We start from the raw sequence: 26,944 nt of genomic DNA on the forward strand, positions 1-26,944 counted from the left end.
GTTCCCCGCGCCCCTCGGCTTGGTGTCGCACCCGGCGTTACGGGGCTACCGGGGGGATCAGGAAGCCTGGCGTTCCGGGCCGTGGTGTATTTCCACGTCCGGTGAGTCGCCGAAGGTCAGCCGGCAGGTGTCGGCGCGGTACGTCGCCACGGACAGGGCGGCGGTGCGACCCGCGGCGAAGAAGCGGGTGGTGACGACCAGGACGGGCGAGCCGGGGAGACGGTCGAGCTCCTTGGCGTCGTCCGCGCGGGCGGAGCCCAGCTCGACGGCGCGGTCCTGGCCCTCCAGCGTCAGGTGCTGCAGTTCGCGCAGCACCGCACGCGCGCGTGCCGGGGTGGACGGGGCGTCGATCGCGGTGAGGTCGGGCACCGAGGCCGCCGGGATGTAGAGCAGTTCGGTGGCGACCGGCTGGCCGTGGGACATCCGGGAGCGGCGCACGATGTGGACGGGCTCGTCCGCGCCGGTCTGCAGGGCCGTGGCGACGGCCGGGGGCGGCACCGCCCGGTCGCAGTCGAGGGGCTGCCAGGCGTCCGAGGCGGCACCCGGCCAGGCGTGCTGCTCGGTGCCGACGGCCACGCCCACGCGCGGGGGTGCGACGGTCGTACCGACGCCGCGGCGGCGCTGCAGCCTGCCTTCCAGCTCCAGCTGTTCGAGGGCCTGGCGGAGCGTGGCGCGGGCCACGCCGAAGCGGGCGGCGAGGTCGCGCTCGTTGGGCAGGATCTCGCCGACCGAGAACTCCGAGTCCAGTGCCTCGGTGAGCACGGTCTTGAGATGCCAGTACTTCGGTTCCGGCACCGATTCCAGCTGCGTGGTCCCCACCCTGTCCTCCGCAAGAGCCGTGGTCCGGCGGTTTTTAGCGCCCTTGTTTATTAAAGGTTGTTGCACTTCTCTGCGACCATAGGGCGGCCTTCACCCTTGGTCAAGACCAATCCTCGATCCCTTGGGCGGCGTTCGGGCGGCCTGCCGCGGAGCGTTCATGAGGCGTTCGTACGCGGCGGTGTGTGTGACATCGCGGCGAAGCCCCCGTCGCGGGACGGGGGCTCCGGGGCGCGTGGGGTTCAGCGGTCGGCGAGGTGCCGCAGCTTGTCCGGGTTGCGGACCACGTACACGGTCGTGACGCGGCCGTCGGCGACGTCCACCTGGACCAGGCTGTCGGGCTTGCCGTCGGACAGGGTCAGCAGCGCCGGCCCGCCGTTGGTTTCCAGGAAGCGGTACGACGGCTCCGCCTGGAGCTGCTGCCGTGCGACGGCGATGAGGAAGCGGCCGACCTTGTCGGCGCTGTGCAGGATGCGCACCGGCGCCTTGGCCTTGCCGCCGCTGTCGCCGACCAGGCGGACGTCCGGGGCGAGCAGGGACATGAGCCCGTCCAGGTCACCGCCGCCCGCGGCGGCGAGGAAGCGTTCGGTCAGCTCACGCCGCTGGGCCGGATCGACCTCGTAGCGCGGCCGCCGTTCCTCCACGTGTCGGCGCGCCCGCCCGGCGAGTTGCCGTACCGCCGTCTCGGCGCGGTCGAGCAGGGCGGCGATCTCGGCGTACGGGTAGCCGAACGCCTCCCTGAGCACGAAGACGGCCCGCTCCAGCGGCGACAGCGACTCCATGACGACCAGGACGGCGAGGGAGACGCTGTCGGTGAGCAGGGCATGGTCCGCCGCGTCCGGGGCGGCGTCGCCGAACTCCGTGAGGTACGGCTCCGGCAGCCACGGCCCGACGTACGCCTCACCGCGCGCCTGCACCTGGCGCAGCCGGTCGATGGCCAGGCGGGTGGTGATGCGCACCAGGTAGGCGCGTGGTTCGCGGACCTCCGCACGGTCGGCGCGGGACCAGCGCAGCCAGGCGTCCTGGACCACGTCCTCGGCGTCGGCCACCCGGCCGAGCATGCGGTAGGCGACCCCCATGAGCAGGGGGCGGTGCGTTTCGAAGAGGTCGGTCGCGGCGTCGGCGGTCACCGGTCCATCCCATCCGACACGCGCCGGGTGTGTCCACCCGGAATCGGACCGTCCGGCGCCGGTCCGGATCACAATGACCGCGGACCGCCGGGGGTCGGCGGCCGGTGACCTGGAGGTGGCCGATGCGATACGCGGTGCTGGGCACGGGCGAGGTGGGCCGCACGCTGGGCGGCAGGCTGGTGGAGCTGGGGCACGAGGTGACCCTCGGGTCCCGCGTCAAGGACAACCCGGTGGCGCTGGAGTGGGCCACGGCAGCGGCGGAGCGCGCCCGCGCGGGCACGTTCGCGGAGGCGGCCGCCGCGGGCGAGGTGGTCGTCAATGCGGTGGGCGGCCGGGTGGCGCTCGACGCGCTGCGGGCGGCCGGTGCGGAGCACCTCGACGGCAAGGTCGTGGTGGACGTCTCCAATCCCCTTGCCTTCGAGGACGGCCAGCCGCGTCTGGACCCGGTGGAGTCGGACAGCGTCGGCGAGCAGATCCAGCGGGCCTTTCCGCACGCGCGCGTGGTGAAGGCGCTGAACACGGTCAACTGTCAGGTGATGGTGGATCCGGGGCGGGTACCGGGGGCGCACCACCTGTTCGTGTGCGGCGACGATGCCAGGGCCAAACAGCAGGTGACGGACCTGCTCGGGGAGTTCGGATGGCCGGCGGACCGGGTGCTGGACCTGGGCGGGATCCGCGCGGCGCGGGCGGTGGAGATGTATCTGCCGCTGTGGCTCACCATGATGCGGCAGTTCGGGACCGCGGACTTCAACATCGAGGTGCGCCGGGCGGGTTGACGGACCCGGCGGCCAGACGTACGCCGATCAGGGCCTACCGGTCGGTAGCAATTGCTGACAAGCTGTCTACGGCGTCCGTCAGCACCCAGACGAGGAGCACCCCATGTCCGCCACCGTCTCCTTCAAGGTCCCCACTCCCCATGGCCCGAAGGACGTGGCCGTGTCCTACGCGCGCGTGGGACACGGTGAACCGCTGGTCCTGCTGCACGGGATCGGCCATCACCGGCAGGCCTGGGACCCGGTCGTGGACATCCTCGCCACCGAGCGCGACGTGATCGCCGTCGACCTGCCGGGCTTCGGCGCGTCCCCGGGGCTGCCGGACGGCCTCGCCTACGACCTGCCGACCACCAACTCCGTCCTCGGCGCCCTGTTCGAGGCGCTGGAGCTGGACCGCCCGCACATCGCGGGCAACTCACTGGGCGGCCTGCTCGCCCTGGAGCTGGGCCGGGAGAAGCTCGTGCGCTCCGTCACGGCGCTCTCCCCCGCCGGGTTCTGGACACAGGCCGAGCGCCGGTACGCCTTCGCGGTGCTGCTCGCGATGCGGGGCATCGCCCAGCGGCTTCCGCTGCCACTCGTGGAGCGCCTGTCGCGCACCGCGGCCGGCCGTACCGCGCTGACCAGCACCATCTACGCCCGTCCCGCGCGCCGCGACCCTCAGGCCGTGGTCGCCGAGACACTCGCGCTGGTGGACGCCACCGGATTCGAGGCGACGCTGCGGGCGGGCGCCTCGGTGCAGTTCACCGACGCTCTGCCGGGCCTGCCGGTCACGGTGGCCTGGGGCAGCCGGGACCGGCTCCTCGTCCGCCGTCAGGGCGTACGGGCCAAGCAGCTGATCCCGCACGCGCGACTGGTGCGGCTGCCCGGCTGCGGACACTGCCCGATGAACGACGACCCGGCGCTGGTCGCCCGGGTCATCCTGGACGGCAGCCGCTGAACACGGTGTGCCGGTCACAGCGCCGCCGGAGTGCGGGTCCACGGTCGTCTGCGGGTCCGTCGTGGCCGGTCGCGCAGTTCCCCGCGCCCCCGGGGAGTCGCACCACCGTCGGTGGCAGAGCTGCCGCGGTCCGGCCGGACAGGGCATGACCCCCGCTCGCCCCGCACCGCTCCGCGCCAAGTCCCGTTGTTCACCCCGTGTTTCCTCGCGCGCCGCAACGCCCCCGTAGGTGTGGCTCCGCACACTGGCCGGATCCCGTCTCTGGAGGCGCAGCCATGTCAGACCGTCCGTCCCCCGGCCGCCGCAGTGTTCTGCGCGGCTCCCTGGCCGCGTCGGCGGCACTCACCCTGCCCGTCGGCCTCGGCGCGGCCCCGGCGTTCGCCCGCTCCGGGCGCCCCCGGGCGGGCTGGGGCGTGCAGGCGGGCGATGTGACCACCGACTCCGGCCTGGTGTGGGTGCGTTCGGACCGGCCGGCCCGGATGATCGTGGAGACCTCGGCCACCGAGTCGTTCCGCAAGGTGCGCCGATGGCACGGCCCGCTGCTGGGCTCCGGCACGGACTTCACCGGCACCACCCGGCTGCACGGCCTGCCGTCGGGCGAGCAGATCCATTACCGGGTGCTGCTCGCCGACCCGGACGACCCGCGCGCCACCGGCGAGCCGGTGACCGGGACCTTCCGTACCGCGCCCGCCAAGCGGCGTCAGGGAGTGCGGTTCGTGTGGTCCGGTGATCTGGCCGGGCAGGGCTGGGGCATCAACGAGTCGATCGGCGGTTACCGCATCTTCGACGCCATGGCGAAGGCCGACCCGGACTTCTTCCTGTGCAGCGGCGACAACATCTACGCCGACGGTCCGATCGCGCAGGCCGCGACCCTGCCCGACGGCAGCGTGTACCGGAACGTCACCACCGAGGAGAAGTCGCACGTCGCGACCACTCTGGACGACTACCGGGGCAACTTCCGCTACAACCTGCTGGACGCGGCGCTGCGCCGGTTCAACTCCCAGGTGCCGAACATCATCCAGTGGGACGACCACGAGGTCCGCAACAACTGGTACCCGGGCGAGGTCATCGGCACCGGCACCCCGTACCCGGCCGGCACCAGGCTCGACGACCTGGCGCTGCGCTCCCGGCAGGCGTTCTCCGAGTACTTCCCGGTCTCGACCCTCGGCGAGCGCCCGGACGGCCGGATCTACCGGGTCGTCCACCACGGTCCGCTGCTCGACGTGTTCGTGCTCGACATGCGCACCTACCGCAACGCGAACTCCCCCGACGACCAGACCGCGGACCCGGTGGGCATCCTCGGGCGTGAGCAGCTGGAGTGGCTCAAGCGGGAGCTCGCGAAGTCCCGTGCGGTGTGGAAGGTGATCGCCAACGACATGCCGCTCGGTCTCGTCGTGCCCGACCCGGTGGAGGGCAAGCCGGACTTCGAGGCCGTCGCGCAGGGCGACCCGGGCGCTCCGCTCGGCCGCGAGCTGCAGATCGCCGAGCTGCTGCGCTTCATCAAGCACCGGCGGATCACCGGCACGGTGTGGCTGACGGCCGACGTGCACCACACCTCCGCCCAGCACTACGACCCGTCGCGGGCCGCGTTCAAGGACTTCGAGCCGTTCTGGGAGTTCGTCTCGGGACCGCTCAACGCGGGTGCCTTCCCGGCCAACGCGCTGGACGGCACGTTCGGCCCGGACCGGGTGTTCGTCAAGGCGCCCACCGCCTCCAACGTGTCTCCGGCCGAGGGTTACCAGTTCTTCGGACAGGTCGACATCGACGGCGACAGCGGCGAGCTGACGGTCCGGCTGCGGGAGTACGACGGCACCGTGCTGTTCACGCAGACGCTCCAGCCGGGCCGGGTCGGCCAGTAGCGCGCCGGGCGGATCCGGGGCGGCCCGGCCGTAGAAAATCCAACAAAAGGGACGGAGCATGCTTTACTCATCGGTCACAAGCCGTTCGTGATCACGCAACACGCTTCCTTCACAGTGGCTGCATGACTGCAGAGATGTCGAATGTGACCCGAGTGAAGCACGGACGCCCCGTGCACCACTGGCGGCGGGACCTCGTGGAGCTCGCCGCCCTGTTCACGGCCGTCGCGGTCGCCGACGGCGTGGCGAACCTGATCGGGCACGGCCCCGACGGTCCCGCGCTGCTGGTGGTCTCGGCGCTCGCGCTGGCCGCGACGGCCGGCTTCCACACCTGGTGGGCACGGCACCACGGACACGCACCTCCGGCCGGTGATACCGGTGCCCGGCCGGCCGCCGAGACGCGGTCGGCCGGGCCCTCGGCGCAGCCGGACGACACCGCGGACGACGTGGCCGGCACCAGCGCGCTGTGGCGGATGCGGACGACGGTGAAGGACGAGCCGGGCTCACTGGCGGCCCTGTGCACGGCGCTGGCCGAGCGGCGCGTCGACATCCTGAGCCTCCAGACGCACCCCCTGGCCGACGGCACCGTGGACGAGTTCCTGCTCCGGGCGCCCGGCGCGCTGACGGCGGCCGAGATCTCCCGGGCGGTCGCGCTGGCCGGCGGCGCGTCCACCTGGATCGAGCGGGCCGACGCCCATGACCTGGTCGACGCCCCCACCCGGGTGCTCGGTCTGGCCGCGCGCACCGCGCTGGACGCCGCCGAACTGCCGCTCGCGCTGCGCCAGTTGCTGGGCCGGTGCACGATCCGCTCACTGCCCGGGGCACCGGTCGGCGGTGGCCGCGGGCCGGAGCCGGTGCCGGGCGAGGGCGTGCTGGAGGACACCGTGATGCGGCTGCCGGCACCGGAGGGCGGTGTACTCACGGTGGAGCGGCCGTATCTGCCGTTCACGCCCACCGAGTTCGCGCGGGCCCGGGCGCTGGTGGAGCTGGACAACCGGCTCGGTCCGCGGATCCCGCGCGGCAAGGACGTGCTGACGCTGCCGGAGGGCAACGACATCACCCTCCGCCGGGTCGACACCGGAGATCTGGCCGCCGCCAAGGCGATGCACGAGCGGTGCTCGCCGCGCACCCTCGGGCTGCGCTACCACGGCCCGGTCGGCGACGCGGACCGTTATCTGAACCACCTGCTCAGCCCCCGTTTCGGCCGGACGCTGGCCGCGCAGACCACCTCCGGACGCATCGTCGGCCTCGGGCATCTGCTCTGGGACGGCGACGAGACCGAGGTCGCGCTGCTGATCGAGGACGACTGGCAGCAGCGCGGCATCGGCGGTGAGCTGCTCGACCGGCTGGTCGCGATGGCCGTGGAGGCCGGCTGCGAGAGCGTGTACGCCGTGACGCAGGCGTCCAACACCGGCATGGTCGCCGCGATGCGTGGCCTCGGGCTGCCCCTGGACTACCAGATCGAGGAGGGCACGCTGGTCATCACGGCCCGCCTGAACGCCACACCGGCCGCGCAGCACCTGCCGTACGAGACCGGCCTGCGCCACGCCGGCGACCCGGCCCGCCGCGACTGACCCGGCCGCCGCGGCCGCCCCGGGCCGGGCCGGCAGCCCCGGGGCGGGGCCGTTGGTCCCCGGGTGCTCCACCAGGGCGGCCGCACCATGAATCCACCGCAACGGCGCTCAGCCACGACGGCGGTGTCCGGCGGTGCCGAACTCCGCGCAGCCCATGCTCGGCCGGTACCGCTCAGCGCACCGCTTCCCGCAGCGGTACCGGCGTCCGGGCGGGCTCCCCCAGCGCCTGGTCGAGGTCCGCCCACAGGTCGTCCACGTCCTCCAGCCCCACCGACAGCCGCAGCAACCGATCGCTCACCCCGGCGCCCCTGCGATCCTCCGCGTCGACGATGCGGTGGCTGATGGAGGCGGGGTGCTGGATGAGCGTGTCGACGCTGCCGAGGCTCACCGCCGGGGTGACGAGCCGGACCCGGGAGATGACCTCGTGCGGGTCCCCGTGCACCTCGAAGGCGATCATCGCGCCGCCGATGCGCGGATAGTGGACGCGGGCCACGCGCGGGTCGGCGGCGAGCCGGCGGACCAGTTCGGCGGCGTTCGCGGAAGCGGCCCGCACCCGGACCGGGAGCGTGGACAGTCCCCTCAGCAGCAGATAGCCGGCCAGCGGATGCAGGACGCCACCGGTGGCGAACCGTATCTGCCGCAGCCTGCCCGCGAACTCCTCGTCGCAGGCGACGACTCCGGCCAGCACATCGCCGTGCCCGCCGAGGTACTTCGTGGCACTGTGCAGCACCATGCGGGCGCCGTGCTCGGCCGGGCGCTGCAGCACCGGCGTGGCGAAGGTGTTGTCGGCGAGCAACGGCACCGAACCGCAGGCGTGCGCGACGGCCCGCAGGTCGAGTTCGGCGAGGGTCGGGTTGGCCGGGGACTCGACCATCACGAGCCCCGTGTCCGGGCGCAGCGCGTCGGTGATGCCGGCCGGGTCGGTCCAGGTGACCTCGGTGCCGAGCAGCCCTGCGGTGAGCAGGTGGTCGCTGCAGCCGTACAGGGGCCGTACCGCGACCACATGGCGCAGTCCCAGGGCGGACCGGGCGAGCAGGACCGCGCTGAGCGCCGCCATGCCGCTGGCGAAGGCGACCGCGGACTCGGTGCCCTCCAGCCGGGCCAGTGCGGTCTCGAAGCGGGCGACGGTCGGGTTGCCGAGCCGGCCGTAGATCGGCGGACCGGCCGGGTCGGCGCCGTCGGTGGCGAAGGAATCGATGCGGGCGGCCTCACCACGGCTGTCATGGGAGGGGTAGGTGGTGGACAGGTCGATCGGCGGGGCGTGCAGGCCCTGGCGGGCGAGATCGTCGCGGCCGGCGTGCACGGCTTCTGTGGCCAGGGCTCTCGATGCGGTGCGTACGTCGTCGTAGGCACCGATGCTCGCTGTGTCCATGGGCGGAAGGGTGAACATCGAACGGTTCACTGAATTCGAACACCGTGCTACGTTCGGCCAATGGCCGAATCTGTCGTACTGGATCCGGTGGATCTCCATCTGCTGCGGCTGCTGCAGAACGACGCCCGGACCACCTACCGCGATCTCGCCGTGCAGGTGGGCGTGGCGCCGTCGACCTGCCTGGACCGGGTGACGCGGCTGCGCCGCTCGGGCGTGATCCTCGGCCATCAGCTGCGGCTCGATCCGGCCAAACTCGGGCGCGGGCTCCAGGCGCTGCTGTCGGTACAGGTGCGGCCGCACCGGCGGGAGCTCGTGGGGCCGTTCGTGGAGCGGATCCGGGCCCTGCCGGAGGCACGGTCGGTGTTCCATCTGACCGGCCCGGACGACTATCTGGTGCATGTGGCCGTCGCGGACATGGCGGATCTGCAGCGACTGGTGCTCGACGAGTTCACGGCACGGCGCGAGGTGGCCCGGGTGGAGACCCGGTTGATCTTCCAGCAGTGGGAGTGCGGACCACTGCTGCCTCCCGGCCACGCCCAGAGCTGAATCCCCCCGCACGTGGGTGACGCGATGATCCTCCGCGTACGAGGATGGCCGCATGTCTGAGACCAAGAGCCCGCTGCCCCGTGAGGTGGCCGACGCGTACGTGGACGGCCTCATCGCCCTGGACCCGGTGACCGGTACCTACCTCGGTGTGAAGGAGAGTTCGCGTCGGCTGCCCGACTACTCGCCCGCGGGCCGGGCCGCCCTCGCGGAGCTGGCCCGGACCACCCTCGCGAAGCTGGCCGAGGCGGAGCGGCAGCCCGGTGCGGACAGTGACGTGGAGCGGCGCTGCGCGCGGCTGCTGCGGGAGCGGCTGACCGCCGAACTCGCCGTGCACGAGGCGGACGAACACCTGCGTGCGATCGGCAACATGAGCACGCCCGGCCACTCGGTGCGGGACATCTTCACCGTGACACCGCAGCAGACGGAGGAGGACTGGGCGGCGATCGCGGAGCGGCTGCGCGCGGTGCCGGCCGCACTCGCCGGCTATCGCGAGTCGCTGCAAGCGGGCCTGGACCGCAAGCTGTTCGCCGCGCCCCGGCCGACCGCGACGTACATCCAGCAGCTCACCGAGTGGACGGACACGGACGGCAACGGCCGCGGCTGGTACGAGGACTTCGCCGCCGCCGGGCCCGAGGCGCTGCGCACCGAGCTGGACACCGCGGCCCGCGCGGCGACCGGCGCCCTGGTGGAGCTGCGGGACTGGCTGCGCGACGTGTACGCGCCGGCGATCGAGGGCGCCCCGAACACGGTGGGCCGCGAGCGGTACGCGCGCTGGTCCCGCTACTTCAACGGCACCGATCTGGATCTGGACGAGGCGTACGCGTACGGCTGGTCGGAGTTCCACCGGATCCTCGGCGAGATGAAGCAGGAGGCCGAGAAGATCCTGCCCGGCGCCGAGACCCCGTGGGTGGCGCTCGCGCACCTCGACGAGCACGGCCGGCACATCGAGGGCGTGGACGAGGTCCGTGAGTGGCTGCAGGGCCTGATGGACAAGGCCATCGAGGACCTGGACGGCACCCACTTCGAACTCGCCGAGCGGGTACGGAAGGTGGAGTCGTGCATCGCCCCGCCCGGCGGCGCGGCGGCCCCCTACTACACGGCACCGACGGAGGACTTCTCCCGTCCCGGCCGCACCTGGCTGCCCACGATGGGCCAGACCCGCTTCCCGGTCTACGACCTCGTCTCGACCTGGTACCACGAGGGCGTGCCCGGCCACCACCTCCAGCTCGCGCAGTGGGCGCACGTCGCGCAGGACCTCTCCCGCTACCAGGCGACGGTGGGCATCGTCAGTGCCAACGCCGAGGGCTGGGCGCTGTACGCGGAGCGGCTGATGGACGAGCTGGGCTACCTCACGGGTCCCGAGGAGCGGCTCGGCTATCTTGACGCGCAGATGATGCGGGCGGCGCGGGTGATCGTGGACATCGGTATGCACCTGGAGCTGGAGATCCCCGCCGACTCTCCGTTCCACCCCGGGGAGCGGTGGACGCCGGAGCTGGCGCAGGAGTTCTTCGGCGCGCACAGCAGCCGGCCGGCGGACTTCGTGGAGAGCGAGCTGACCCGGTACCTGACGATTCCGGGCCAGGCGATCGGCTACAAGCTCGGCGAGCGGGCGTGGCTGCTGGGCCGGGAGAAGGCACGTCAGCGGCACGGCGACGCGTTCGACCTGAAGGCCTGGCACATGGCGGCGCTGTCGCAGGGTTCGCTGGGGCTGGACGACCTGGTGGACGAGCTGGCCCGGCTCTGACCGCGAGGGCGGCGCGGCTCTCGCGCGTGTCGTACCCGGTGCCGACCGGTGATCGGGGCGAGGGCGCCCGTCCGCAGGGCACAGGCACTCTCACCCGGCACGCCACCACGGCTTCGGGGCTGTCGGCGCCCCGGGGATGGCACCGGAACGGGACCACCCCGGGCATGGCACCGGAACGGAACGGCTCACGGCTCCGGAGCGGGCACGGGCTGCGGCGCCGGGTGCCGTGCCCGTTCGGGGGGCGCGCGCACTGCGTCCCGGACCTCGGGTCGGCCCCCTCGGCCATGAGCCTCCTGCTGCCGGGCCGCCCCGCCGGACGGCGCCCTCGGCCGTACAGCCCTCCCCGGTGGCGCAGGCGGTCGGGCGGCGGCTAGCTGGTTCCGCAGGCGATGCGGAGGAGGCGGGCCGGGATGCGGCAGCAGGGGCAGGGACGGCGAGTGCTGGAGACACCGCGGGCGGCCGGGCTGGCGGGAGTGGTGTTCGCGCTGCTGTTCGCGGCGGTGATCGTCCTGCTGCGGCTGGGCATCCCCGAAGGGGCCGGCGCGGCCACCGCCGGAGGGTTCACGGACACCGGGCGCCGTAACGCGTTGCGTGCCGCCCTCGTGCTGGTGCCGTTCGCCGGCATCTTCTTCCTGTGGTTCGTCGGCGCGGTACGGGCGTACGTCGGCGCGGCCGAGGACAAGTTCCTCAGCACCGTCTTCCTCGGCAGCGGACTGGTCTTCACCGCCACCATGTTCGATGCCGCCGCGGCCGCGCAGGCCGTCCTCGTGGTCGGACACGCCGCCGGCAGGGCGCCGGACCTGCCCGTCTGGGACTTCGGCCGTCATCTCGCGTACATCCTGATCACGGAGTACGCCACGCGGATGGCGGCCGTCTTCGTCTCCGCCATGTCGGTGATCGGCCACCGCCTGGCTGTCCTGCCCCGCTGGCTGTCGGTCGTGGGCTCCCTGACGGCCCTCACGCTGCTCTTCGTCGCATCCAACGTCCCCTGGGCGGAGCTGGCCTTCCCCGCGTGGTCACTCCTGCTCAGCGTGTATGTCCTCGTGGCGAGCGGTCGCGCCGGGACGCGTACCACCGCGACCTCGTGACGGCCGGCAGCCCGAATGGGGTTGCCCGACGGGCGGGCTCGCTGCACGCCGCTCATGCTGGCAAACGGGACATGACCGCCGTCCGGGAATGCCGCGCGACAAGGCCGGCGCCACCGGACCTGGCCACCGGAAAGGCGGAGCGTCGATGAGGCTCGTCGTCGATCTCAACAAATGCCAGGGGTACGCCCAGTGCGCGTTCCTCGCGCCCGATGTCTTCGCCATGCACGGCGACGAGTCACTCGTCTACAACCCGCACGCCCCCGAGGAGCAGCGGGAGCGGCTGGCCCGTGCCGTCGCCGCCTGCCCGGTCCAGGCGATCACGGCGGACGGTCTGGACGGTACCGGGGCCGAGCCGGGGGCCGGGGCCGCCCGGGAGGCTTCCGATGGCCGCTGACCATGTGGACTGGCTCAGGCGTGAGGGCCGTATCGTCATCGTGGGTGCCTCGCTGGCGGGGCTGCGGGCCGCCGAGACACTGCGCGCCGAAGGCTTCACCGGCGAGCTGACCCTGATCGGTGACGAGCCGTACGAGCCGTACGACCGGCCGCCGCTGTCCAAGTCCGTCCTGCTGGGCATGGCGTCCGCGCGCCACACCGAGTTGCCGCACCGCCGGGAGATCGACGCCAAGTGGCGGCTCGGTGTCCCGGCGGCCGGTCTGGACCTGACGGCCAAGCGGGTCCGGCTGGCCGACGGGGACGAGGTGGAGTACGACCGGCTGCTCATCGCGACCGGCGTCCGCGCCCGGCCCTGGCCGAAGGAGGAGGAGGCCCGGCTGGACGGCGTCTGCCTGCTGCGCACCCGGGACGACGCAGCCGATCTCTACCAGCGGCTGAAGGCGGGGCCGCGCCGGGTGTTCGTCATCGGTGCGGGCTTCGCCGGTTCGGAGGTCGCATCGGCCTGCCGGGAGATGGGCCTCCCGGTGACCGTGGCGGAGCGGGCGGGGGCGCCGCTGGTGGGCGCGCTCGGCGGGGTCGTCGGCGCGGTCGCCGCCGACCTGCAGCTGGAGAACGGCGTGGATCTGCGCACCCATGTCACGGTGACCTCGCTGGAGGGCGACGCGACGGGCAGGGTGCGGGCCGTCCACCTGTCCGACGAGAGCGTCGTCGAGGCGGACGTGGTCGTGGTCTCGCTGGGCTCGGTGCGCAACACCGACTGGCTGGCCGGGTCGGGGCTGGGCGCCGGGCCCCGGGGCATCGCCTGTGACGCGGGCTGCCGGGCCTTCGACTTCCGGGGGATCGTCACGGACGACGTCTTCGTGGCCGGTGACGTCGCGCGCTCGCCGCACGCGCTGTTCGGCTACCAGTTCCTGTCGCTGGAGCACTGGGGCAACGCCGTCGCCCAGGCGGAGACGGCCGCGCACAACATGATCTGCCACGGCGCCGACCGTCGTCCGCACCTGTGGATGCCCGCGTTCTGGTCCTCGATGTTCGGCGTGAACATCAAGTCGGTCGGCGTGCCGCCGATGGGCGAGCAGATCATGATCACTCAGGGTTCGCTCGCCGAGCGCCGGTTCGTCGGCGTGTACGGCTACGAGGGCCGCATGATCGCCGCCGTGACCTTCGACAACACCCGGTGGCTGGAGTTCTACGCGCGGCAGATCGAGCGGGGCACGCCGTTCCCGGTGGAGTTCCCGACGATGGACCGGCGTCCCGAGGGCCGGCAGCCGGTGCCGGCCGACTTCCCCGACCCGTCTCTGCCGACCCACGGTCCCACCGTGACCCTCAGTGGCTACTCACCGGCCGATCAGCAGCTGGTCTTCCACCCCGCCCGGCACTGACCGCCGCCCGGCCCCGACGCTCCAAGGACTTGTCATGACGCAGGCCTCGCTGTTCCGCCAGATCACCGACTTCGCCAACCGTGCCGACCCGTACCCGCTGTACGCGGAACTCCGCAAGACACCGGTGCTGCACGAAGAGGACGGCGGCCCCTATGTCATCAGTTCCTACTGGGACATCGAGGCGCTGCTCCACGATCCGCGGATCAGCTCCGACGCCGCCAATCTGGCCGCCGCCGGCGACGACGAACTGAGCCAGGCGGACGAGACGGGAGGGCTGCCGCCGTCGTTCATCCGGCTCGACCCGCCGGAGCACGACCGGCTCAGGCGCATCGCCAACCGGGGCTTCGGGCCGCCGCACCGGCCGCGCCGGGTGGAGAACATGCGCGGTGAGCTGGGCGCCATCGTGGACGGGCTGCTCGACGGGCTGAAGGACGAGCGGCAGATCGACCTGGTCGACGACTTCGCCTACCCCTTCCCCGTGACGGTGATCTGCCGGCTGCTGGGCGTGCCCCGGGAGGACGAGCCGCGCTTTCGTACCTGGGTGGACCCGCTGGTCGCGAGCCTGGACCCGGAGACGCGCCAGAACGCCGACGCGGAGTTCGTCAAGGCGGCGCAGGAAGCGCGGATGCAGCTCGGGATGTACCTCGCCGGACTGGTCGAGCAGCGCACCAGGGAGCCGCAGGACGATCTGCTGTCCGACCTCGTGGGCAGCAGGGGCCCGGACGGTGCCATGACGATGATGGAAGTGCTCAGCACCGCGGTGCTGCTGCTGATCGCCGGTCACGAGACGACGGTGAACCTCATCACCAACGGCATGCTCACCCTGCTGCGGCACCCGGAGGTTCTGCAGCGGCTCCGGGAGGATCCACAGCTGTCGGTGCGGATCGTGGAGGAGCTGCTGCGCTACGAGCCGCCGGTGCAGATCGTGCCGCAGCGCACCTGTATCGCCGACATCGAGCTGCGCGGGGTCGTCATCCCCAAGGGCTCCCGGATCTGGCTGATGCTGGCCGCGGGCAACCGGGACCCCGAGCGGTTCAAGGATCCCGAGCGCTTCGACCCGGACCGCGAGGACATCCAGCACCTGGGGTTCGGCAGCGGCATCCACAGCTGCTTCGGCGCTCCGCTGGCCCGGCTGGAGACCCAGATCGCCCTGTCCGAACTGGCCCGGCGGCTGGAGAATCCCCGTCTGGTCGAGGACCCGCCGCCGTACCGGCGCAACGCGGTGCTGCGCGGCCCGCGGCATCTGAACATCGCCTTCGACGGGCTGCGTTGACCGCTCGGCGGTCCGGTCAGGGGCCGAGCCGTCGGAGCTGCACCAGGCCGACCCAGGTCTCCGGTCCGGGCTGGACGTACGCGGCGCGCACCGCGTACGAGCCCGGCTCCAGCTCGATGCGCACATGCTCCTGGCTCGGCGCGGCGCCGCCCGGCCAGGCCGAGTCGAAGAGCAGCACCGGGCCGGGCACCCGCCAGCGCATCTCGTCGGCCCACACCGCCGTGTCGAGGGCAGCGGGGACGGTGGCGAGCAGTTCGGCCTCGGAGTTCGCGGCGGACCACCGTACGAAGGCGGTGTGGTCCGGCAGGTAGGAGGTGGAGGCGGGTTCGTCGCCGAACACCAGGGCCGCGCTGTCGCCGACCGGGAGCAGGCCGACGTATCCGTCGACCTCGCATGCCCGGTCGTAGTCGGTGTCGAGTTCCTCGCTGTCGGCGCCCGCCCAGAACGGCAGCACCGTCTCCGGGACGGCTATCAGCGGGCCACCGCCCGATTCCACCCACTCCAGCGCGCCTGGATCCGCGTATCGAGCCATGGGCAGAGAACCTACACGCGCGCGGGTCAGCAGCCGCACTCGCCTTCGACGGGTGCGGTCAGGGGATCGGCGGCGTGTTGTGCAGGCCCCTGCCAGGTCTCGTAGGCGAAGCCCTCCCGGGCCCAGTACTCGAAGCCGCCCAGCATCTCCTTGACCCGGTAGCCGAGTTGGGCGAGGGCGAGGGCGGCGCGGGTGGCGCCGTTGCAGCCGGGGCCCCAGCAGTACGTCACCACCGGCACGGACTTGTCGAGGAGCTGCTCGGCCTGCTCGGGGATGAGCGCGGTGGGCAGGTGGATCGCGCCGGGGATGTGACCCTGGTCCCAGGACTCGGTGGAGCGGGTGTCCACGACGGCGAAGCCGGGGTCGCCGCCGGCCGCGAGCGCGGCGGCCACGTCGGAGACGTCGGCGTGGAAGGCCAGGCTCGCCCGGAAGTAGGCGGCGGCTTCGGCGGGCGCGGCGGGGGCGACGCGCAGGACGGGGTTCTCGGAGGTCACGGCGTTCACAGCGGGCTTGGTGATCATGACGAGAAATCTACGGCCCGGACCCGGCTCCCTGAAGGAGGGATCCACGGCATCCCCCTTGTCCAAGCCGGGATTCCCCTGCTATCTCTCCGGGATGACCGTGTATTCCCCGGACGCCACCGACTGGCGCATTCTTGAGGTCCTCCAGCGGGACGGACGGGCCAGCTACGCCGAGCTGGCGCGGGCCGTCTCCATGTCGCCGAGTGCCGTCACCGAACGGGTGCGGCGGCTGGAGGAGGCGGGCGTGATCCAGGGGTACGCGGCGGTCGTCGACCCCGAGCGGCTCGGACTGCCGATCCTGGCGTTCGTCCGGCTGCGGTATCCGAACGGCAACTACAAGCCGTTCCACGACCTGGTTGCCGCGACGCCCGAGATCCTGGAGGCGCACCATGTGACGGGCGACGACTGCTTCGTCATCAAGGTCTCCGCACGGTCGATGGCACATCTGGAGGAGATCTCCGGGAAGCTCGGCGCGCTGGGCTCGGTGACCACCAGCGTCGTGTACTCCTCACCGCTGCCCCGGCGACCGCTCGGACGCTGACCGTCAGCCGACGCCCCGCTGCGGTCCGTCCCCGCACCGGACGTCCTGATGCACAGCACCGCGTGACGTGCAATTCCACCGGGATGCGCGGGCGAGCAGATGGTGAAATGCTATGGGTGAGAGGCGGATCCGCCGTGACCGGCAGGGGGTTCCTGCCCGACGCCCCCAGCGGCCGCACCTTCGCAGCTGCTCATCGAGGCCTGGCGGCCTGTGGCAGCGACGCCCTCTTTACCCTCCTCCTCGCCCTGCCATCGGTCTGTCCGGAGGCTTCGCATGCCTGGATCCCCACACCTGGACCAGATCGACCACCTCGTGGTCCTGATGCTGGAGAACCGCTCGTTCGACCACATGCTGGGATTCCTCTACACCGACGAAGGAAACCGGTCACCGTCCGGCGCCCCGTACGAGGGATTGACCGGCGGCGAGTCCAATCCCGATGGCAACGGCGCAGACGTCACCGTCTTCCGGATCGACCCGACCATTGCGGGCGCGTACTTCATGCCCGGCGCCAACCCCGGGGAGGGGTATCGGGCCACCAACCACCAGGTGTTCGGCACCGCCACACCCGCCGCCGGGCAGAAACCGACCAACAACGGCTTCGTCACCGACTTCGCCCTGACCCTCAAACGCCACGAGCAGCGGCACGATTCGGTGTATCCCGGTACAACGACCGCTGACATCATGGGCTGTTTCACCCCGCAAGGGCTGCCGGTGCTCTCCGGGCTGGCCCGCGGTTACGCGGTGTGCGACCACTGGTACAGCTCCGTGCCCACCGAGACGCTGCCCAACCGGGCGTTCGCGCTGGCCGGAACGAGTCAGGGCCACATGGACGACCACACGCACACCTTCACCACGCCGAGCATCTTCGGTGAACTCTCCCGGAACAACGTCGAGTGGACCGTGTACGGCTACCACGCCCAGCCGCTCACCCGCGGTGACTTCCCCGACATCGCCGCTGCCGCCGCGCCGCATTTCGGCCAGTTCATCGACTTCAAGCAGGCGGCCGCGCAAGGCGCCCTGCCCGCCTTCGTGTTCCTTGAGCCCGCCTGGTCGCCCACCGGCAACAGTCAGCACCCCAACTACGACGTGGCCCTCGGGGAACAGCTGATCCACGACGTGTACTACGCCCTGCGCAGCGGCCCCGACTGGGCGGGAACGCTGCTCGTCATCACCTATGACGAGCACGGCGGCTGTTACGACCACATACCGCCGCCCTCGGATGCAGAGCCGCCCGACCAGGCGGTGGGCGAGTTCGGCTTCGACTTCACACGCTTCGGTGTGCGCGTGCCCACCGTGCTGGTGTCCCCGCTGATCGAGCCCGGCACCGTCTTCCGTGTCCCCAACGGATCCACGCCGCTGGATCACACGTCGCTGCTCAAGACCGTGGAGGAACGCTGGGGGCTGGACTCGCTCACCGCACGCGACCGGAACGCCCCCGGCATCGGCGCCGTACTCACCCGCGGACAGCCGCGCGACGACGACCCCCTCGACGGCGTCATCGTCCCCACCTCCATCGGAGTCAACCCGGCCCGGAGCGAGACCTCCCACCTGGAGCAGGTGCACGCCGACCTCGTCGCACGCCGGCTCATCCCGCCGGTCTGAGCCAGGTCACCCACTCGCTTCAGCGGCTGAGGTCCCTGCTGGGAACCCCCCGCTGGAGCAGCGTGGAGCCCGCTCTGGCCTTCACCACCTCCAGCTGGGCGTGGATCCGCCGGCGCAGATCGCCGACGTGGCTGACGATGCCGACGCTGCGGTCGCGTTCGCGAAGCGAGTCGAGGACGTCCAGGACCTCGTCGAGGGTCTGGTCGTCGAGGCTGCCGAAGCCCTCGTCGATGAAGAGGGTGTCGAGTCGGACGCCGCCGGCCTCGTCGGTGACGACGTCCGCGAGGCCGAGGGCGAGGGCGAGGGAGGCGAAGAAGGTCTCGCCGCCGGACAGGGTGGCGGTGTCGCGTTCGCGTCCGGTCCAGGCGTCGACCACGTGCAGCCCGAGTCCGCTGCGGCCGCGTCCGGTGCGGCCGTCGGAGTGGACGAGGGTGTAGCGGCCCGAGGACATGCGCTGCAGCCGTGCGGTCGCGGCGGCGGCGACCTGCTCCAGGCGAGCCGCCAGCACATACGACTCCAGGCGCATCTTGCGTTCGTTGTCGGCGGCGGTGCCCGCGGTGAGGGCGGCGAGGCGGGCCACCCGGTCGTACTCCGCGCGGAGCGGGGCGAGCGCTCGTACGGCTTCGGTGGCATGCGCGGAGAGGCGGTCGAGCTCAGCGCAGCAGCGGGCCGCCGCGTCCTGCGCGGACGCCGCCTCGCGCAGCCGGTGTTCGGCCGCGGCCGCCGCGCGCTCGGCCGTGGCCGGGTCGGCGGGCGGGCGCTGCGCGGCGGCCGCGGTGTCGGCCTCTGCCAGCGCCGCGCGCACGGCGGCCTCCTCCGTCTGCCAGGCGTCCAGGCGGTGCTGCAGCTCGCGGTGGGCGGCGGGGTCCAGGAGGGCGTCGGCCGCGGCCTGCGGGGTGTCGAAACCGGCGCGGTAGGCGGCGTCCGCGAGGCGGGCGTCGGCGTCCTTCAGGCGCTGGGCGGTGTCCTCGGCGGTGCGCGCGGCGTCGGCTGCGTCGGTGAGCAGCGCCACCTGACGCTCCAGTTGTGCGGCGCGCGCGGCCACACTGCCCGAGCTGCCGCGCGCCGTCGCCAGCTCCGCCTTCAGGGCGGTCTGTTCACGCTCCAGGGTCTCGCGGCGGGTGAGCCGGGCGGCGGACCGTACGGCGGCCTGCTGGCGGTCGGCGAGGCGCTGTTCGCGCTCGTGCTCGGCGCGCCGCAGCTCTTCGTGGGCGGCGTGCAGCGCGGAGGCGTCGCGCCGGGCGCGGGCGTACTCCTGCTCCAACTCGGTGGCCAGCGCTTCGAGTTGCGCGGTGGGCTGGTCGCCTGCCTCGGCGGTGGCGGCGGCCAGGGCCTCGCGGACGACGCCGAGGCGCCGTTCGTCCTCGATGTGCCGGGCGTCGGCCTGCTGCCAGGTCTGGTGGGCCCGCTCCTCGGTCTCGCGGTCGACGTGGCCCTCGACCTTGCGGGCCGGTGCGGGGTGTTCGACGGCTCCGCAGACGGCGCAGGGCTCGCCGTCGGTGAGGTGGGCGGCCAGCTCGGCGGCGATGCCGTTCAGACGCTGTTCCTTGAGGTCGAGCCAGTGTGCGCGGGCGTCGAGGGCGCGCTGCTCGGAGGCTCGCGCGCGCTGCCGGGCCTGCTCCAGGTCCGCCGTCAGCCGGTCCCGGGTGCGGGCCGCGTCGAGGCGGCTGCGCATCGGTTCCCGCTGCACGGCGAGCTGTTCGGCGCGGGTGGCGGCCTCCTGCGCGGAGTCGACGCGGGACTGCAGCGCCGCGCGGGTGGTGTCCCACTGGGCGAGCCAGGCCTCGGCCTCGCGGAGCGCCTCCTCGTCGGCGCGCTCCTGGCGGTCGAGGCCGGACTGCTCCTCGGCCAGCTCGGTGAGCCGCCGCTCGGCGCGCCGGGCCGCGTCCAGGCCGCCCAGTTCCTCGGCGGCCCTGCGGGCGGCGGAGGCGAGTCCGGCGGCGCCCGCGTCGGCGCAGGAGTCGGGGAGCAGGCCACGCGCGCGTGCCTCGGTCCGGATCGCCCTGTGGTGCTCCTGCTCGGCGGCCTCGCGCAGCTCCAGCGCGGGTGCGACCGCCTCCGCCTTGCGGGCCCGTTCCATGCGCCGACGGTCCTCGCGGTGGGCGCCGGTCCGCTCCTGGAGCCGCTCGGCGCGCTGCCGGGCCTCGGCGAACCGGCTCTGCAGGCGGGCGAGTTCGCGTACGTCGTCCAGGGCGCGCCGGGTCTCGGCGTGGGCGGACTCGGCGGCGGCGAGCCGGCAGCGGGCGACGGTGAGGCGTTCCCGGACGGTGGCGCGGGCGACGGCGGCGGCGCCCAGCACGGCGTCGGCCAGGCCCGGATCGCCGGGGGCCAGCTCCGGCAGCTCCATGGCGTCGCCGGCTTCCTGCTGCATGCGGTGGGCAGCGGCGAGGAGTGCCGCGTCGCCCTCACGCACGCGTGCCTCGGTGGCGCGGCGTCGCTCGGCGAGGCGCTTTTCGACGTCGGCGAACCGCTGGGTGTCGAAGAGGCGGCCGAGCAGCCGGCCGCGGGCCTCGGCGTCGGCGCGCAGGAAGCGGGCGAAGTCGCCCTGGGGCAGCAGCACGACCTGGCAGAACTGCTCGCGGCTCATACCGAGCAGCTGGGTGATCTCCTCGCCGATCTCCTGGTGGGAGCGACTGCGGTCCTTCCAGGCGCCGGCCGCGGCGTCGTACTCGCGCAGCCGTGTCTGGGCCTTGTCGACGGTCGTGCCCTTGCCGCGCAGTTTGGGCCGTTCCCACGGGGGCTGCCGGGTGATCTCCAGGCGGCGGCCGGCGACGGTGAGGTCGAGGCGGACCTCGGTACGGGTGCGCGGCTCGGCGTGGTCGCTGCGCAGGTGCATGCCCTGGCCGCTCTGCCGGGCGCCGGGGACGGAGCCGTACAGGGCGTAGCAGACGGCGTCCAGGACGGTGGTCTTGCCAGCGCCGGTGGGGCCGTGGAGCAGGAACAGTCCGGCGGCGGACAGGGCGTCGAAGTCGACGCTCTGGGAGCCGCCGAAGGGCCCGAAGGCGGTGATGTCGAGCCGGTGCAGCCTCACCGGGCCACCTCCCGTACGGCAGCGTCGGCGCGCACGGCGTCGAACGCCTCGCGGAGCACGGCGGCCTCCTGCTCGTCGGGCCCGGCGCCGCGCACATGGGCCACGAAGTCCTGGGCGATCTGCTGGTCGCTGCGGCCGGCGAGACGCCGGGCGTACGACACCTGGGGATCGTCCGGGGCGCGCTCGGGGGCGAAGACCAGGCTGAGGGTGTGCGGGAAGCGTTCGGTGAGGCGGGCCATGGGGTCGGCGGGGCGGACCGCGTCGGTGAGGGTGGCCTCGACCCAGGAGTCCTCGTGGCGGGTCAGCTCCGGGTCGGCGAGCAGGTCCTCCAGGGTGCCGCGGAGGCGGGCCAGCGGGCGCGGCACCGGGCAGTCGAGGCGCTCGGCGGTGACGGAGCCGTCGGCGGCCAGGTCGACGAGCCACATGCTCTTGCGGTGGCCGGCCTCGGAGAAGGAGTAGGCGAGCGGCGAGCCGGAGTAGCGCACGCGCTCGGTGATGGTCTGGCAGCCGTGCAGATGCCCGAGGGCCACATAGTCGACGCCGTCGAAGACCCCGGCCGGTACGGCGGCGACCCCGCCGACGGTGATGTCCCGCTCGCTGTCGCTGGGCTGGCCGCCGGTGACGAAGGCGTGGGCGAGGACGACCGAGCGGGTGCCCGGCGCGCGGGTGGCGAGGTCGGCGCGGACGCGGTCCATGGCGGCGGCCAGTACGGCCTCGTGGCCGGCCTTCTCCACCCCGAACTCGTCCTTCACCAGGGCCGGTTCGAGGTACGGCAGGCCGTAGAAGGCGACGTCGCCGTGGGCGTCGGCCAGCACGACCGGGGTTCCTGCGGCGGACGGCTCGGTGCGCAGGTGGATGCCGGCGCGGTCGATGAGCCCGGCGCCGACGCCGAGCCGGCGGGCCGAGTCGTGGTTGCCGGAGATCATCACCGTGGGCACGCCGAGGTCCGCGAGGCGGTGCAGGGCGTCGTCGAACAGCTCGACCGCGGCGAGCGGGGGCACCGCGCGGTCGTACACATCGCCCGACACGACCACCGCGTCCACCTCGCGCCGGCGCACGGTGGTGACGAGGTGACCGATGAACTCGGCCTGGGCCCCGAGCATGTTCACCCGGTGGAAGGCCCGGCCGAGATGCCAGTCGGACGTGTGCAGAAGTCTCATGATCCCCGAGATTAACGGCCGGGTCTGACATCACGGGCGGTTGCTCCCGTATCAGACCGTGACACCCGGTCGGCCTTGATGAGTTATGACCGATTTGCGCCATTCATCAGGCATCTCCGTAGGCTTCTCCGCCCAGTTCGAACCCTGCCGTGCCCGCCGTCACATCCGCCAGCCATGCGCGGAAGGCGTCCACGTCGGCGTCCGGCAGGCCGATCTCGATGGTGACGGCCTCGCCGTAACGGACGTCCCGCACCTCGCGCCCGGTGGCGCGCAGATCGTTCTGCACCTTGCCCGCGCGCTGATGGTCGACGGTCACCGCGGCCAGCCGGAAGCGGCGCCGGGTCAGCGTGCCGAGCGTGTCGAGGGCCTCGCCCACGGCGCCCCCGTAGGCGCGGATGAGTCCGCCGGCACCCAGCTTGACGCCGCCGTAGTAGCGGGTGACGACCGCCACGACGTAGCGCATCTCACGGCGCAGCAGCATCTGGAGCATGGGGACGCCGGCGGTGCCGCCCGGTTCGCCGTCGTCGCTGGCCTTCTGCACGGAGGCATCGGCGCCGATGACGTACGCCCAGCAGTTGTGGGTGGCGTCGGCGTGCTCCTTGCGCACGGAGGCGATGAAGTCCTGCGCCTCCTGCTCGGTGGCGGCCGGGGCGAGGGCGCACAGGAAGCGGGAGCGGTTGATCTCGGTCTCGTGCACGCCCGCGCGGGCGACTGTGCGGTACTCGTCCTGCATCCCGTCAGCGTATGCGCTCCGCCGGGGAGGGCCGACCGGCAGGTGCCTCGCTGTGCCGTCCTTCGTCTGCCGCCTCGTTGTGGCCGGTCGTACCCGCGCTGCGGTGGCCGCATGCCTAACACGGCCCCCGCGCCCTTCGAGGGGCTAGCCCTTGCGTCCGCGTGGCACCGTGAAGGACGTCAGGAGGGCCGTTCCCGGGGCGAGGGCGGCCCAGCCGCTGCCGTGCCAGTCGAGGACGGCGATTGCGCAGGTCGGGAACTTCACACGGACCCGCTCCAGCGTGTCGCCGAGACCGTCACCGGCCAGCTCCAGCACCAGCTCCTCCAGCCCCGGGTTGTGTCCCACCACCAGGAGCGTCTCCACCTCGGGCGGCGCCTCGCGGAGCACCTCCAGCAGCTCGGGGACGCCGGCCGCGTACAACCGCCGGTCGTGGCGCACCGGTGGCGGGGTGCCCCACTCGGCGGAGGCCAGCTCCCAGGTGCGCCGGGCGCGTACGGCCGTGGAGCACAGGGCGAGGTCGGGCAGGCAGTCGGCGTCGGCGAGGGCGCGTCCGGCGGCCGGGGCGTCGCGCAGGCCGCGCGGCGCCAGCGGCCTGCGGTGGTCCTCGACGCCCTCGGGCCAGGCGGACTTGGCGTGCCGCAGTACCACCAGCCGGCGCAGCGGGCCCGCGCCCGCCCGCGCGATCACGCGAGGCTCCCGAGATCGCGGGCGAGGTCGAGGGCGAGCAGGCGGTCGGCATAGACGTACGTCTCGAACCGGGCGCCGTCGGAGATGTCCGCGCCGGTCTCCACGGACCGCAGCACCTCCAGCACCCCGGGCAGGTCGAGGTCGTCCTCCCACGCGGAGCGCAACCGCACCCGCACGTCATCGGGCACCGGTCGCGACGGCTGCCGCGCCCACCCGGCCACGGCCCGCCGCCACCGCGCCAACCGTCCGGCAGCCTCACCCAGCGCCGCGGGGTCCAGCCGGACAGTGTCACCGCGCGGGACGGAGAGCAGTGCGAGCCGCAGGGCAGCGGGATCGGCGAGCAGCACCGGGAGCGCGGGGTGTACGGCGGTCTCGGGGGTGGGGGCGGAAGGGGGTGCGGAAGCCTGCGCGGGGGTGGCTTCGCCGGTCGCGTTCCCCGTCCACTCCACCGGGGCCACCCGCATCACCGGACCCGTGTTGAGGACGTTCGCGGGGTCGGACGTCACATGGATCGCCTGAGCCGCGCCCAGCCCCGACGCCAGGTCGCGGCCGTCCTCGAAGGGGCGGATGGAGAGGGTGGTGGCGGCCGTGCGGAGTTCGGCGTGGCGGTGGGGGGCGGTGAGGATCGTCCAGACGGGGGTGCCGGACAGTTCCAGGGCGCGGACCAGGAGGTCGGCGGTGAGCAGCACCCGCAGGGCGGTCGGGTCGAGGCCGGAGGCGTAGGCCTCGATGCGGGTCAGGCCGCGGCGGGCGGGCGCGGCGGGGACGGGCTCACCGGTTCGGGCGTCGAGGATGTGCAGCACGGGGCGAGCGTAGGCGGGCGGGCGGTCGCGCGCAGGCACCTTGCGCCGATTCCGGACATGGTGGCGGCTACGGGACGGGAATCCGGACCCGCCGGGGTGCTGTTGCCCAGGCGAACAGTTATCACCGGCAACCAGGAGGCGGCCGTGTACGGCGACGAAGCCACGATCCGCAGGATTCTGACCGAGCTGGGCGACACCTGGGCGGTGGTCGGCCTGTCCACCAACCGGAGCCGGGCCGCCTACGGGGTGGCGCAGGTGCTCCAGCGGTTCGGCAAGCGGATCGTGCCGGTGCACCCCGCGGCCGAGACGGTGCACGGCGAGCAGGGCTACGCCTCCCTCGCGGACATCCCCTTCGACGTCGACGTGGTGGACGTCTTCGTCAACAGCGAGCTGGCCGGCGCGGTGGCCGACGAGGCCGTGGCGAAGGGCGCGCGGGCGGTGTGGTTCCAGCTCGGTGTCGTGGACGAGACCGCGTACCAACGGACCCGGGCGGCCGGTCTGGACATGGTCATGGACCGTTGCCCGGCGATCGAAATTCCCCTTCTGCAGTAGCGAATCTTTCCTTCTACTCACAATTCGCTGCTGAATATTGACATTCACAGTGAGCATCTGAGCTGTGACAAGGGTGTAACCGAGCGTGCGCCCAAGGCAGCTAAGATCCCAGGTCAAAATTTGGTTAACACTCTTTTGCTCAGTTGGAAAGCCTCCCTAGCCTGTGGCCTCCTTGCTCGTTAATCCCGCGTTTACGATCTGAGAGGCCACTTGACATGGCGAATGTCGACCAGGCTGCGCCGGTAGCCACAAGCGACACCGGTGGCGGTCTGCGCCGCGACGTCGGACTCATCGGTCTGATGTGGGCCTCGGTTGGCTCCATCATCGGCTCCGGTTGGCTCTTCGGTGCCGAGAAAGCAGTAGTGGCGGCCGGCCCCGCCGCGATCATCTCGTGGATGATCGGCACGGTGGCCATCGTGCTGCTCGCCCTCGTGCACGCCGAACTGGGCGGCATGTTCCCGGTGGCGGGCGGTACCGCGCGCTACCCGCACTACGCCTTCGGCGGCCTGGCCGGTATGTCCTTCGGCTGGTTCTCCTGGCTGCAGGCCGCGACGGTCGCGCCCATCGAGGTCGAGGCCATGATCGGCTATGCCAAGCACTGGCACTTCGCCGACGGGCTGCAGAACACCAACGGCACGCTCACCACCAGCGGCATCGTCGTCGCGGTGGTCCTGATGGCCGTGTTCGTCGCGGTCAACTTCCTCGGCGTCCGCGTCCTGGCCCACACCAACAGCGCCGCCACCTGGTGGAAGATCGCGGTCCCGCTCGCGGCGATCTTCGTCATCGCCATCGGCAACTTCCACCCGGGCAACTTCACCTCCGAGGGCTTCGCCCCGTTCGGCGCCAAGGGCGTCCTGACCGCGATCAGCTCCAGCGGCATCATCTTCGCGCTGCTCGGCTTCGAGCAGGCGATCCAGCTGGCCGGTGAGAGCCGCAACCCGAAGCGCGACCTGCCCCGCGCCACGCTCGGTTCGGTGGCGATCGGCGCCACGATCTACCTGCTGCTCCAGGTCGTGTTCATCGCCGCCCTGCCGCACGCCTCCTTCGCGAAGGGCTGGGCGAACCTGGACTACGTGGGCATCAGCGGCCCCTGGGCGGGTCTCGCCACGCTGTGCGGTCTGGGCTGGCTGGCCTGGGTCCTGTACGCCGACGCGATCATCTCCCCCGGCGGCACCGGCCTGATCTACACCACCGCCACCTCCCGTATCTCCTACGGCCTGGCCAAGAACGGCTACGCGCCGAAGGTGTTCGCCAAGACGGACAAGCGCGGTGTGCCGTGGTTCGGTCTCGCCATGTCGTTCGTGACCGGCGTGATCTGCTTCCTGCCGTTCCCGAGCTGGCAGACGCTGGTCAGCTTCATCACCTCGGCGAGCGTGCTGATGTACGCGGGCGCCCCGCTGGCCTACGGCGTCTTCAAGGACCGTCTGCCCAACCACGAGCGTCCGTACAAGCTGCCCGCCGGCAACATCATCTCGCCCCTGTCCTTCGTGGTCGCCAACCTGATCATCTTCTGGTCCGGCTGGGACACCCTGTGGCGTCTGGGCTGCGCGATCCTGCTCGGCTACCTGCTGCTCGGCTCCTACGCCGCCTACGCCATCCGCAAGGGCCTGCCCGACGCTCCCCGGCTGGACTTCAAGGCCGCGCAGTGGCTGCCGCCGTACCTGGCGGGCCTGGGCCTGATCTCCTACCTGAGCACCTTCGGTGGTACCGGTGACCTGCCGCTGTGGTGGGACCTGCTGGTCGTCGCCGCGTTCTCGATCGTCATCTACTACTGGGCCAAGGCGACCGCCTCCAAGGCCGAGCAGATCGAGCGCGACATCGAGGAGGTCGTCGTCACCGACGCCCCGGCCCACTGAGCCACTCCCCTACCAGGTGTCCCGTCAGCAGAGCCGTGGCTG

24 protein-coding genes are annotated in these 26,944 nt (G+C 72.4%); 14 read left to right on the forward strand and 10 right to left on the reverse strand.

Annotation, left to right across the window (positions count from 1 at the left end; translation table 11 throughout):
- Positions 1 to 57: 57 nt before the first annotated feature.
- A complete protein-coding gene (locus ACIGXP_RS03045; protein ID WP_399763257.1) occupies positions 58 to 819 on the reverse strand; it encodes a GntR family transcriptional regulator in 762 nt (253 codons plus the stop codon).
- 239 nt (positions 820 to 1,058) lie between these two features.
- On the reverse strand, positions 1,059 to 1,946 hold the full coding sequence (locus ACIGXP_RS03050) for an RNA polymerase sigma-70 factor (RefSeq protein ID WP_399763261.1): 888 nt from the start codon (positions 1,944 to 1,946) through the stop codon (positions 1,059 to 1,061).
- A gap of 122 nt (positions 1,947 to 2,068) precedes the next feature.
- Here ACIGXP_RS03050 and ACIGXP_RS03055 point away from each other — a divergent pair, with 122 nt between their 5' ends.
- From ACIGXP_RS03055 to ACIGXP_RS03070, 4 genes are all read left to right on the forward strand, one after another.
- A complete protein-coding gene (locus ACIGXP_RS03055) occupies positions 2,069 to 2,722 on the forward strand; it encodes an NADPH-dependent F420 reductase (RefSeq protein WP_399763264.1) in 654 nt (217 codons plus the stop codon).
- A 103-nt stretch (positions 2,723 to 2,825) separates the two neighbouring features.
- Positions 2,826 to 3,656 carry an alpha/beta fold hydrolase gene (locus tag ACIGXP_RS03060; RefSeq protein WP_363217764.1) on the forward strand — a complete coding sequence of 277 codons (831 nt, stop codon included), beginning with the start codon at positions 2,826 to 2,828 and terminating at the stop codon, positions 3,654 to 3,656.
- Positions 3,657 to 3,931: 275 nt separating this feature from the next.
- Entirely contained in the window at positions 3,932 to 5,515 is a 1,584-nt protein-coding gene (locus ACIGXP_RS03065) for an alkaline phosphatase D family protein (RefSeq protein ID WP_399763266.1), read from the forward strand.
- 122 nt (positions 5,516 to 5,637) lie between these two features.
- Positions 5,638 to 7,086: a GNAT family N-acetyltransferase gene (locus ACIGXP_RS03070; protein WP_399763269.1), complete on the forward strand. Its 1,449-nt coding sequence runs from the start codon at positions 5,638 to 5,640 to the stop codon at positions 7,084 to 7,086.
- Between the two features lie 172 nt (positions 7,087 to 7,258).
- On the opposite strand, the gene ACIGXP_RS03075 is transcribed toward ACIGXP_RS03070, so the two are convergent.
- Entirely contained in the window at positions 7,259 to 8,458 is a 1,200-nt protein-coding gene (locus ACIGXP_RS03075; protein WP_399763272.1) for a trans-sulfuration enzyme family protein, read from the reverse strand.
- 60 nt (positions 8,459 to 8,518) lie between these two features.
- On the opposite strand from ACIGXP_RS03075, the gene ACIGXP_RS03080 reads away from it, so the two are divergent.
- From ACIGXP_RS03080 to ACIGXP_RS03105, 6 genes are all read left to right on the forward strand, one after another.
- Positions 8,519 to 9,004 (forward strand): Lrp/AsnC family transcriptional regulator, encoded by a 486-nt coding sequence (locus ACIGXP_RS03080; protein WP_360085500.1) that lies wholly within the window; start codon positions 8,519 to 8,521, stop codon positions 9,002 to 9,004.
- 52 nt (positions 9,005 to 9,056) lie between these two features.
- Positions 9,057 to 10,748: a DUF885 domain-containing protein gene (locus ACIGXP_RS03085; protein WP_399763276.1), complete on the forward strand. Its 1,692-nt coding sequence runs from the start codon at positions 9,057 to 9,059 to the stop codon at positions 10,746 to 10,748.
- Positions 10,749 to 11,158: 410 nt separating this feature from the next.
- Positions 11,159 to 11,836 (forward strand): hypothetical protein, encoded by a 678-nt coding sequence (locus tag ACIGXP_RS03090; RefSeq protein ID WP_399763279.1) that lies wholly within the window; start codon positions 11,159 to 11,161, stop codon positions 11,834 to 11,836.
- Positions 11,837 to 11,981: 145 nt separating this feature from the next.
- Positions 11,982 to 12,230, forward strand: coding sequence for a ferredoxin (locus tag ACIGXP_RS03095; RefSeq protein WP_363217758.1), 249 nt, complete (start codon positions 11,982 to 11,984; stop codon positions 12,228 to 12,230).
- Positions 12,220 to 13,611, forward strand: coding sequence for an NAD(P)/FAD-dependent oxidoreductase (locus tag ACIGXP_RS03100; protein ID WP_399763284.1), 1,392 nt, complete (start codon positions 12,220 to 12,222; stop codon positions 13,609 to 13,611). Before ACIGXP_RS03095 ends, ACIGXP_RS03100 begins: the two co-directional genes overlap by 11 nt.
- 34 nt (positions 13,612 to 13,645) lie before the next feature.
- Positions 13,646 to 14,884, forward strand: a complete 1,239-nt coding sequence (locus tag ACIGXP_RS03105; RefSeq protein ID WP_399763287.1) for a cytochrome P450 — start codon at positions 13,646 to 13,648, stop codon at positions 14,882 to 14,884.
- A 16-nt stretch (positions 14,885 to 14,900) separates the two neighbouring features.
- On the opposite strand, the gene ACIGXP_RS03110 is transcribed toward ACIGXP_RS03105, so the two are convergent.
- Positions 14,901 to 15,416 carry an immunity 21 family protein gene (locus ACIGXP_RS03110; protein ID WP_363217755.1) on the reverse strand — a complete coding sequence of 172 codons (516 nt, stop codon included), beginning with the start codon at positions 15,414 to 15,416 and terminating at the stop codon, positions 14,901 to 14,903.
- Between the two features lie 26 nt (positions 15,417 to 15,442).
- A complete protein-coding gene (locus ACIGXP_RS03115) occupies positions 15,443 to 15,937 on the reverse strand; it encodes a rhodanese-like domain-containing protein (RefSeq protein WP_399763290.1) in 495 nt (164 codons plus the stop codon).
- A gap of 94 nt (positions 15,938 to 16,031) precedes the next feature.
- Between ACIGXP_RS03115 and ACIGXP_RS03120 the strand changes: the two genes are divergently transcribed.
- Complete coding sequence (locus ACIGXP_RS03120; RefSeq protein WP_363217753.1) at positions 16,032 to 16,478, forward strand: Lrp/AsnC family transcriptional regulator; 447 nt, start codon at positions 16,032 to 16,034, stop codon at positions 16,476 to 16,478.
- Positions 16,479 to 16,751: 273 nt separating this feature from the next.
- Positions 16,752 to 18,080: an alkaline phosphatase family protein gene (locus ACIGXP_RS03125; protein ID WP_399763295.1), complete on the forward strand. Its 1,329-nt coding sequence runs from the start codon at positions 16,752 to 16,754 to the stop codon at positions 18,078 to 18,080.
- Between the two features lie 19 nt (positions 18,081 to 18,099).
- On the opposite strand, the gene ACIGXP_RS03130 is transcribed toward ACIGXP_RS03125, so the two are convergent.
- The 5 genes from ACIGXP_RS03130 to ACIGXP_RS03150 form a co-directional block, all read right to left on the reverse strand.
- Positions 18,100 to 21,111, reverse strand: a complete 3,012-nt coding sequence (locus ACIGXP_RS03130; RefSeq protein ID WP_399763298.1) for an AAA family ATPase — start codon at positions 21,109 to 21,111, stop codon at positions 18,100 to 18,102.
- Complete coding sequence (locus ACIGXP_RS03135; RefSeq protein WP_399763301.1) at positions 21,108 to 22,271, reverse strand: exonuclease SbcCD subunit D; 1,164 nt, start codon at positions 22,269 to 22,271, stop codon at positions 21,108 to 21,110. The genes ACIGXP_RS03130 and ACIGXP_RS03135 overlap by 4 nt, the downstream gene beginning before the upstream one ends.
- Positions 22,272 to 22,377: 106 nt before the next feature.
- The gene (locus ACIGXP_RS03140) at positions 22,378 to 23,004 is read right to left on the reverse strand and encodes a YigZ family protein (RefSeq protein WP_399763304.1); all 627 of its coding nucleotides are present in this window, start codon (positions 23,002 to 23,004) and stop codon (positions 22,378 to 22,380) included.
- A 144-nt stretch (positions 23,005 to 23,148) separates the two neighbouring features.
- The gene (locus tag ACIGXP_RS03145) at positions 23,149 to 23,691 is read right to left on the reverse strand and encodes a histidine phosphatase family protein (protein WP_363218727.1); all 543 of its coding nucleotides are present in this window, start codon (positions 23,689 to 23,691) and stop codon (positions 23,149 to 23,151) included.
- Positions 23,688 to 24,494 carry a hypothetical protein gene (locus tag ACIGXP_RS03150; RefSeq protein WP_399763308.1) on the reverse strand — a complete coding sequence of 269 codons (807 nt, stop codon included), beginning with the start codon at positions 24,492 to 24,494 and terminating at the stop codon, positions 23,688 to 23,690. The genes ACIGXP_RS03145 and ACIGXP_RS03150 overlap by 4 nt, the downstream gene beginning before the upstream one ends.
- A gap of 144 nt (positions 24,495 to 24,638) precedes the next feature.
- On the opposite strand from ACIGXP_RS03150, the gene ACIGXP_RS03155 reads away from it, so the two are divergent.
- Positions 24,639 to 25,046 (forward strand): CoA-binding protein, encoded by a 408-nt coding sequence (locus ACIGXP_RS03155; RefSeq protein ID WP_363218729.1) that lies wholly within the window; start codon positions 24,639 to 24,641, stop codon positions 25,044 to 25,046.
- A gap of 215 nt (positions 25,047 to 25,261) precedes the next feature.
- A complete protein-coding gene (locus ACIGXP_RS03160; RefSeq protein ID WP_363218730.1) occupies positions 25,262 to 26,902 on the forward strand; it encodes an APC family permease in 1,641 nt (546 codons plus the stop codon).
- Positions 26,903 to 26,944 lie beyond the last annotated feature (42 nt).

It is taken from the genome of Streptomyces sp. NPDC053069, assembly GCF_044546895.1.
In the GTDB taxonomy this organism is placed as follows: domain Bacteria; phylum Actinomycetota; class Actinomycetes; order Streptomycetales; family Streptomycetaceae; genus Streptomyces.

Bases quoted from the DNA above. Each gene is read 5' to 3' on its own strand.
- ACIGXP_RS03055 (WP_399763264.1), top strand. From the start codon at position 2,069: ATGCGATACGCGGTGCTGGGCACGGGCGAGGTGGGCCGCACGCTGGGC.
- ACIGXP_RS03060 (WP_363217764.1), top strand. From the start codon at position 2,826: ATGTCCGCCACCGTCTCCTTCAAGGTCCCCACTCCCCATGGCCCGAAG.
- ACIGXP_RS03065 (WP_399763266.1), top strand. From the start codon at position 3,932: ATGTCAGACCGTCCGTCCCCCGGCCGCCGCAGTGTTCTGCGCGGCTCC.
- ACIGXP_RS03070 (WP_399763269.1), top strand. From the start codon at position 5,638: ATGACTGCAGAGATGTCGAATGTGACCCGAGTGAAGCACGGACGCCCC.
- ACIGXP_RS03075 (WP_399763272.1), bottom strand. From the start codon at position 8,458: ATGGACACAGCGAGCATCGGTGCCTACGACGACGTACGCACCGCATCG.
- ACIGXP_RS03080 (WP_360085500.1), top strand. From the start codon at position 8,519: ATGGCCGAATCTGTCGTACTGGATCCGGTGGATCTCCATCTGCTGCGG.
- ACIGXP_RS03085 (WP_399763276.1), top strand. From the start codon at position 9,057: ATGTCTGAGACCAAGAGCCCGCTGCCCCGTGAGGTGGCCGACGCGTAC.
- ACIGXP_RS03090 (WP_399763279.1), top strand. From the start codon at position 11,159: ATGCGGCAGCAGGGGCAGGGACGGCGAGTGCTGGAGACACCGCGGGCG.
- ACIGXP_RS03095 (WP_363217758.1), top strand. From the start codon at position 11,982: ATGAGGCTCGTCGTCGATCTCAACAAATGCCAGGGGTACGCCCAGTGC.
- ACIGXP_RS03100 (WP_399763284.1), top strand. From the start codon at position 12,220: ATGGCCGCTGACCATGTGGACTGGCTCAGGCGTGAGGGCCGTATCGTC.
- ACIGXP_RS03105 (WP_399763287.1), top strand. From the start codon at position 13,646: ATGACGCAGGCCTCGCTGTTCCGCCAGATCACCGACTTCGCCAACCGT.
- ACIGXP_RS03110 (WP_363217755.1), bottom strand. From the start codon at position 15,416: ATGGCTCGATACGCGGATCCAGGCGCGCTGGAGTGGGTGGAATCGGGC.
- ACIGXP_RS03115 (WP_399763290.1), bottom strand. From the start codon at position 15,937: ATGATCACCAAGCCCGCTGTGAACGCCGTGACCTCCGAGAACCCCGTC.
- ACIGXP_RS03120 (WP_363217753.1), top strand. From the start codon at position 16,032: ATGACCGTGTATTCCCCGGACGCCACCGACTGGCGCATTCTTGAGGTC.
- ACIGXP_RS03125 (WP_399763295.1), top strand. From the start codon at position 16,752: ATGCCTGGATCCCCACACCTGGACCAGATCGACCACCTCGTGGTCCTG.
- ACIGXP_RS03135 (WP_399763301.1), bottom strand. From the start codon at position 22,271: ATGAGACTTCTGCACACGTCCGACTGGCATCTCGGCCGGGCCTTCCAC.
- ACIGXP_RS03140 (WP_399763304.1), bottom strand. From the start codon at position 23,004: ATGCAGGACGAGTACCGCACAGTCGCCCGCGCGGGCGTGCACGAGACC.
- ACIGXP_RS03160 (WP_363218730.1), top strand. From the start codon at position 25,262: ATGGCGAATGTCGACCAGGCTGCGCCGGTAGCCACAAGCGACACCGGT.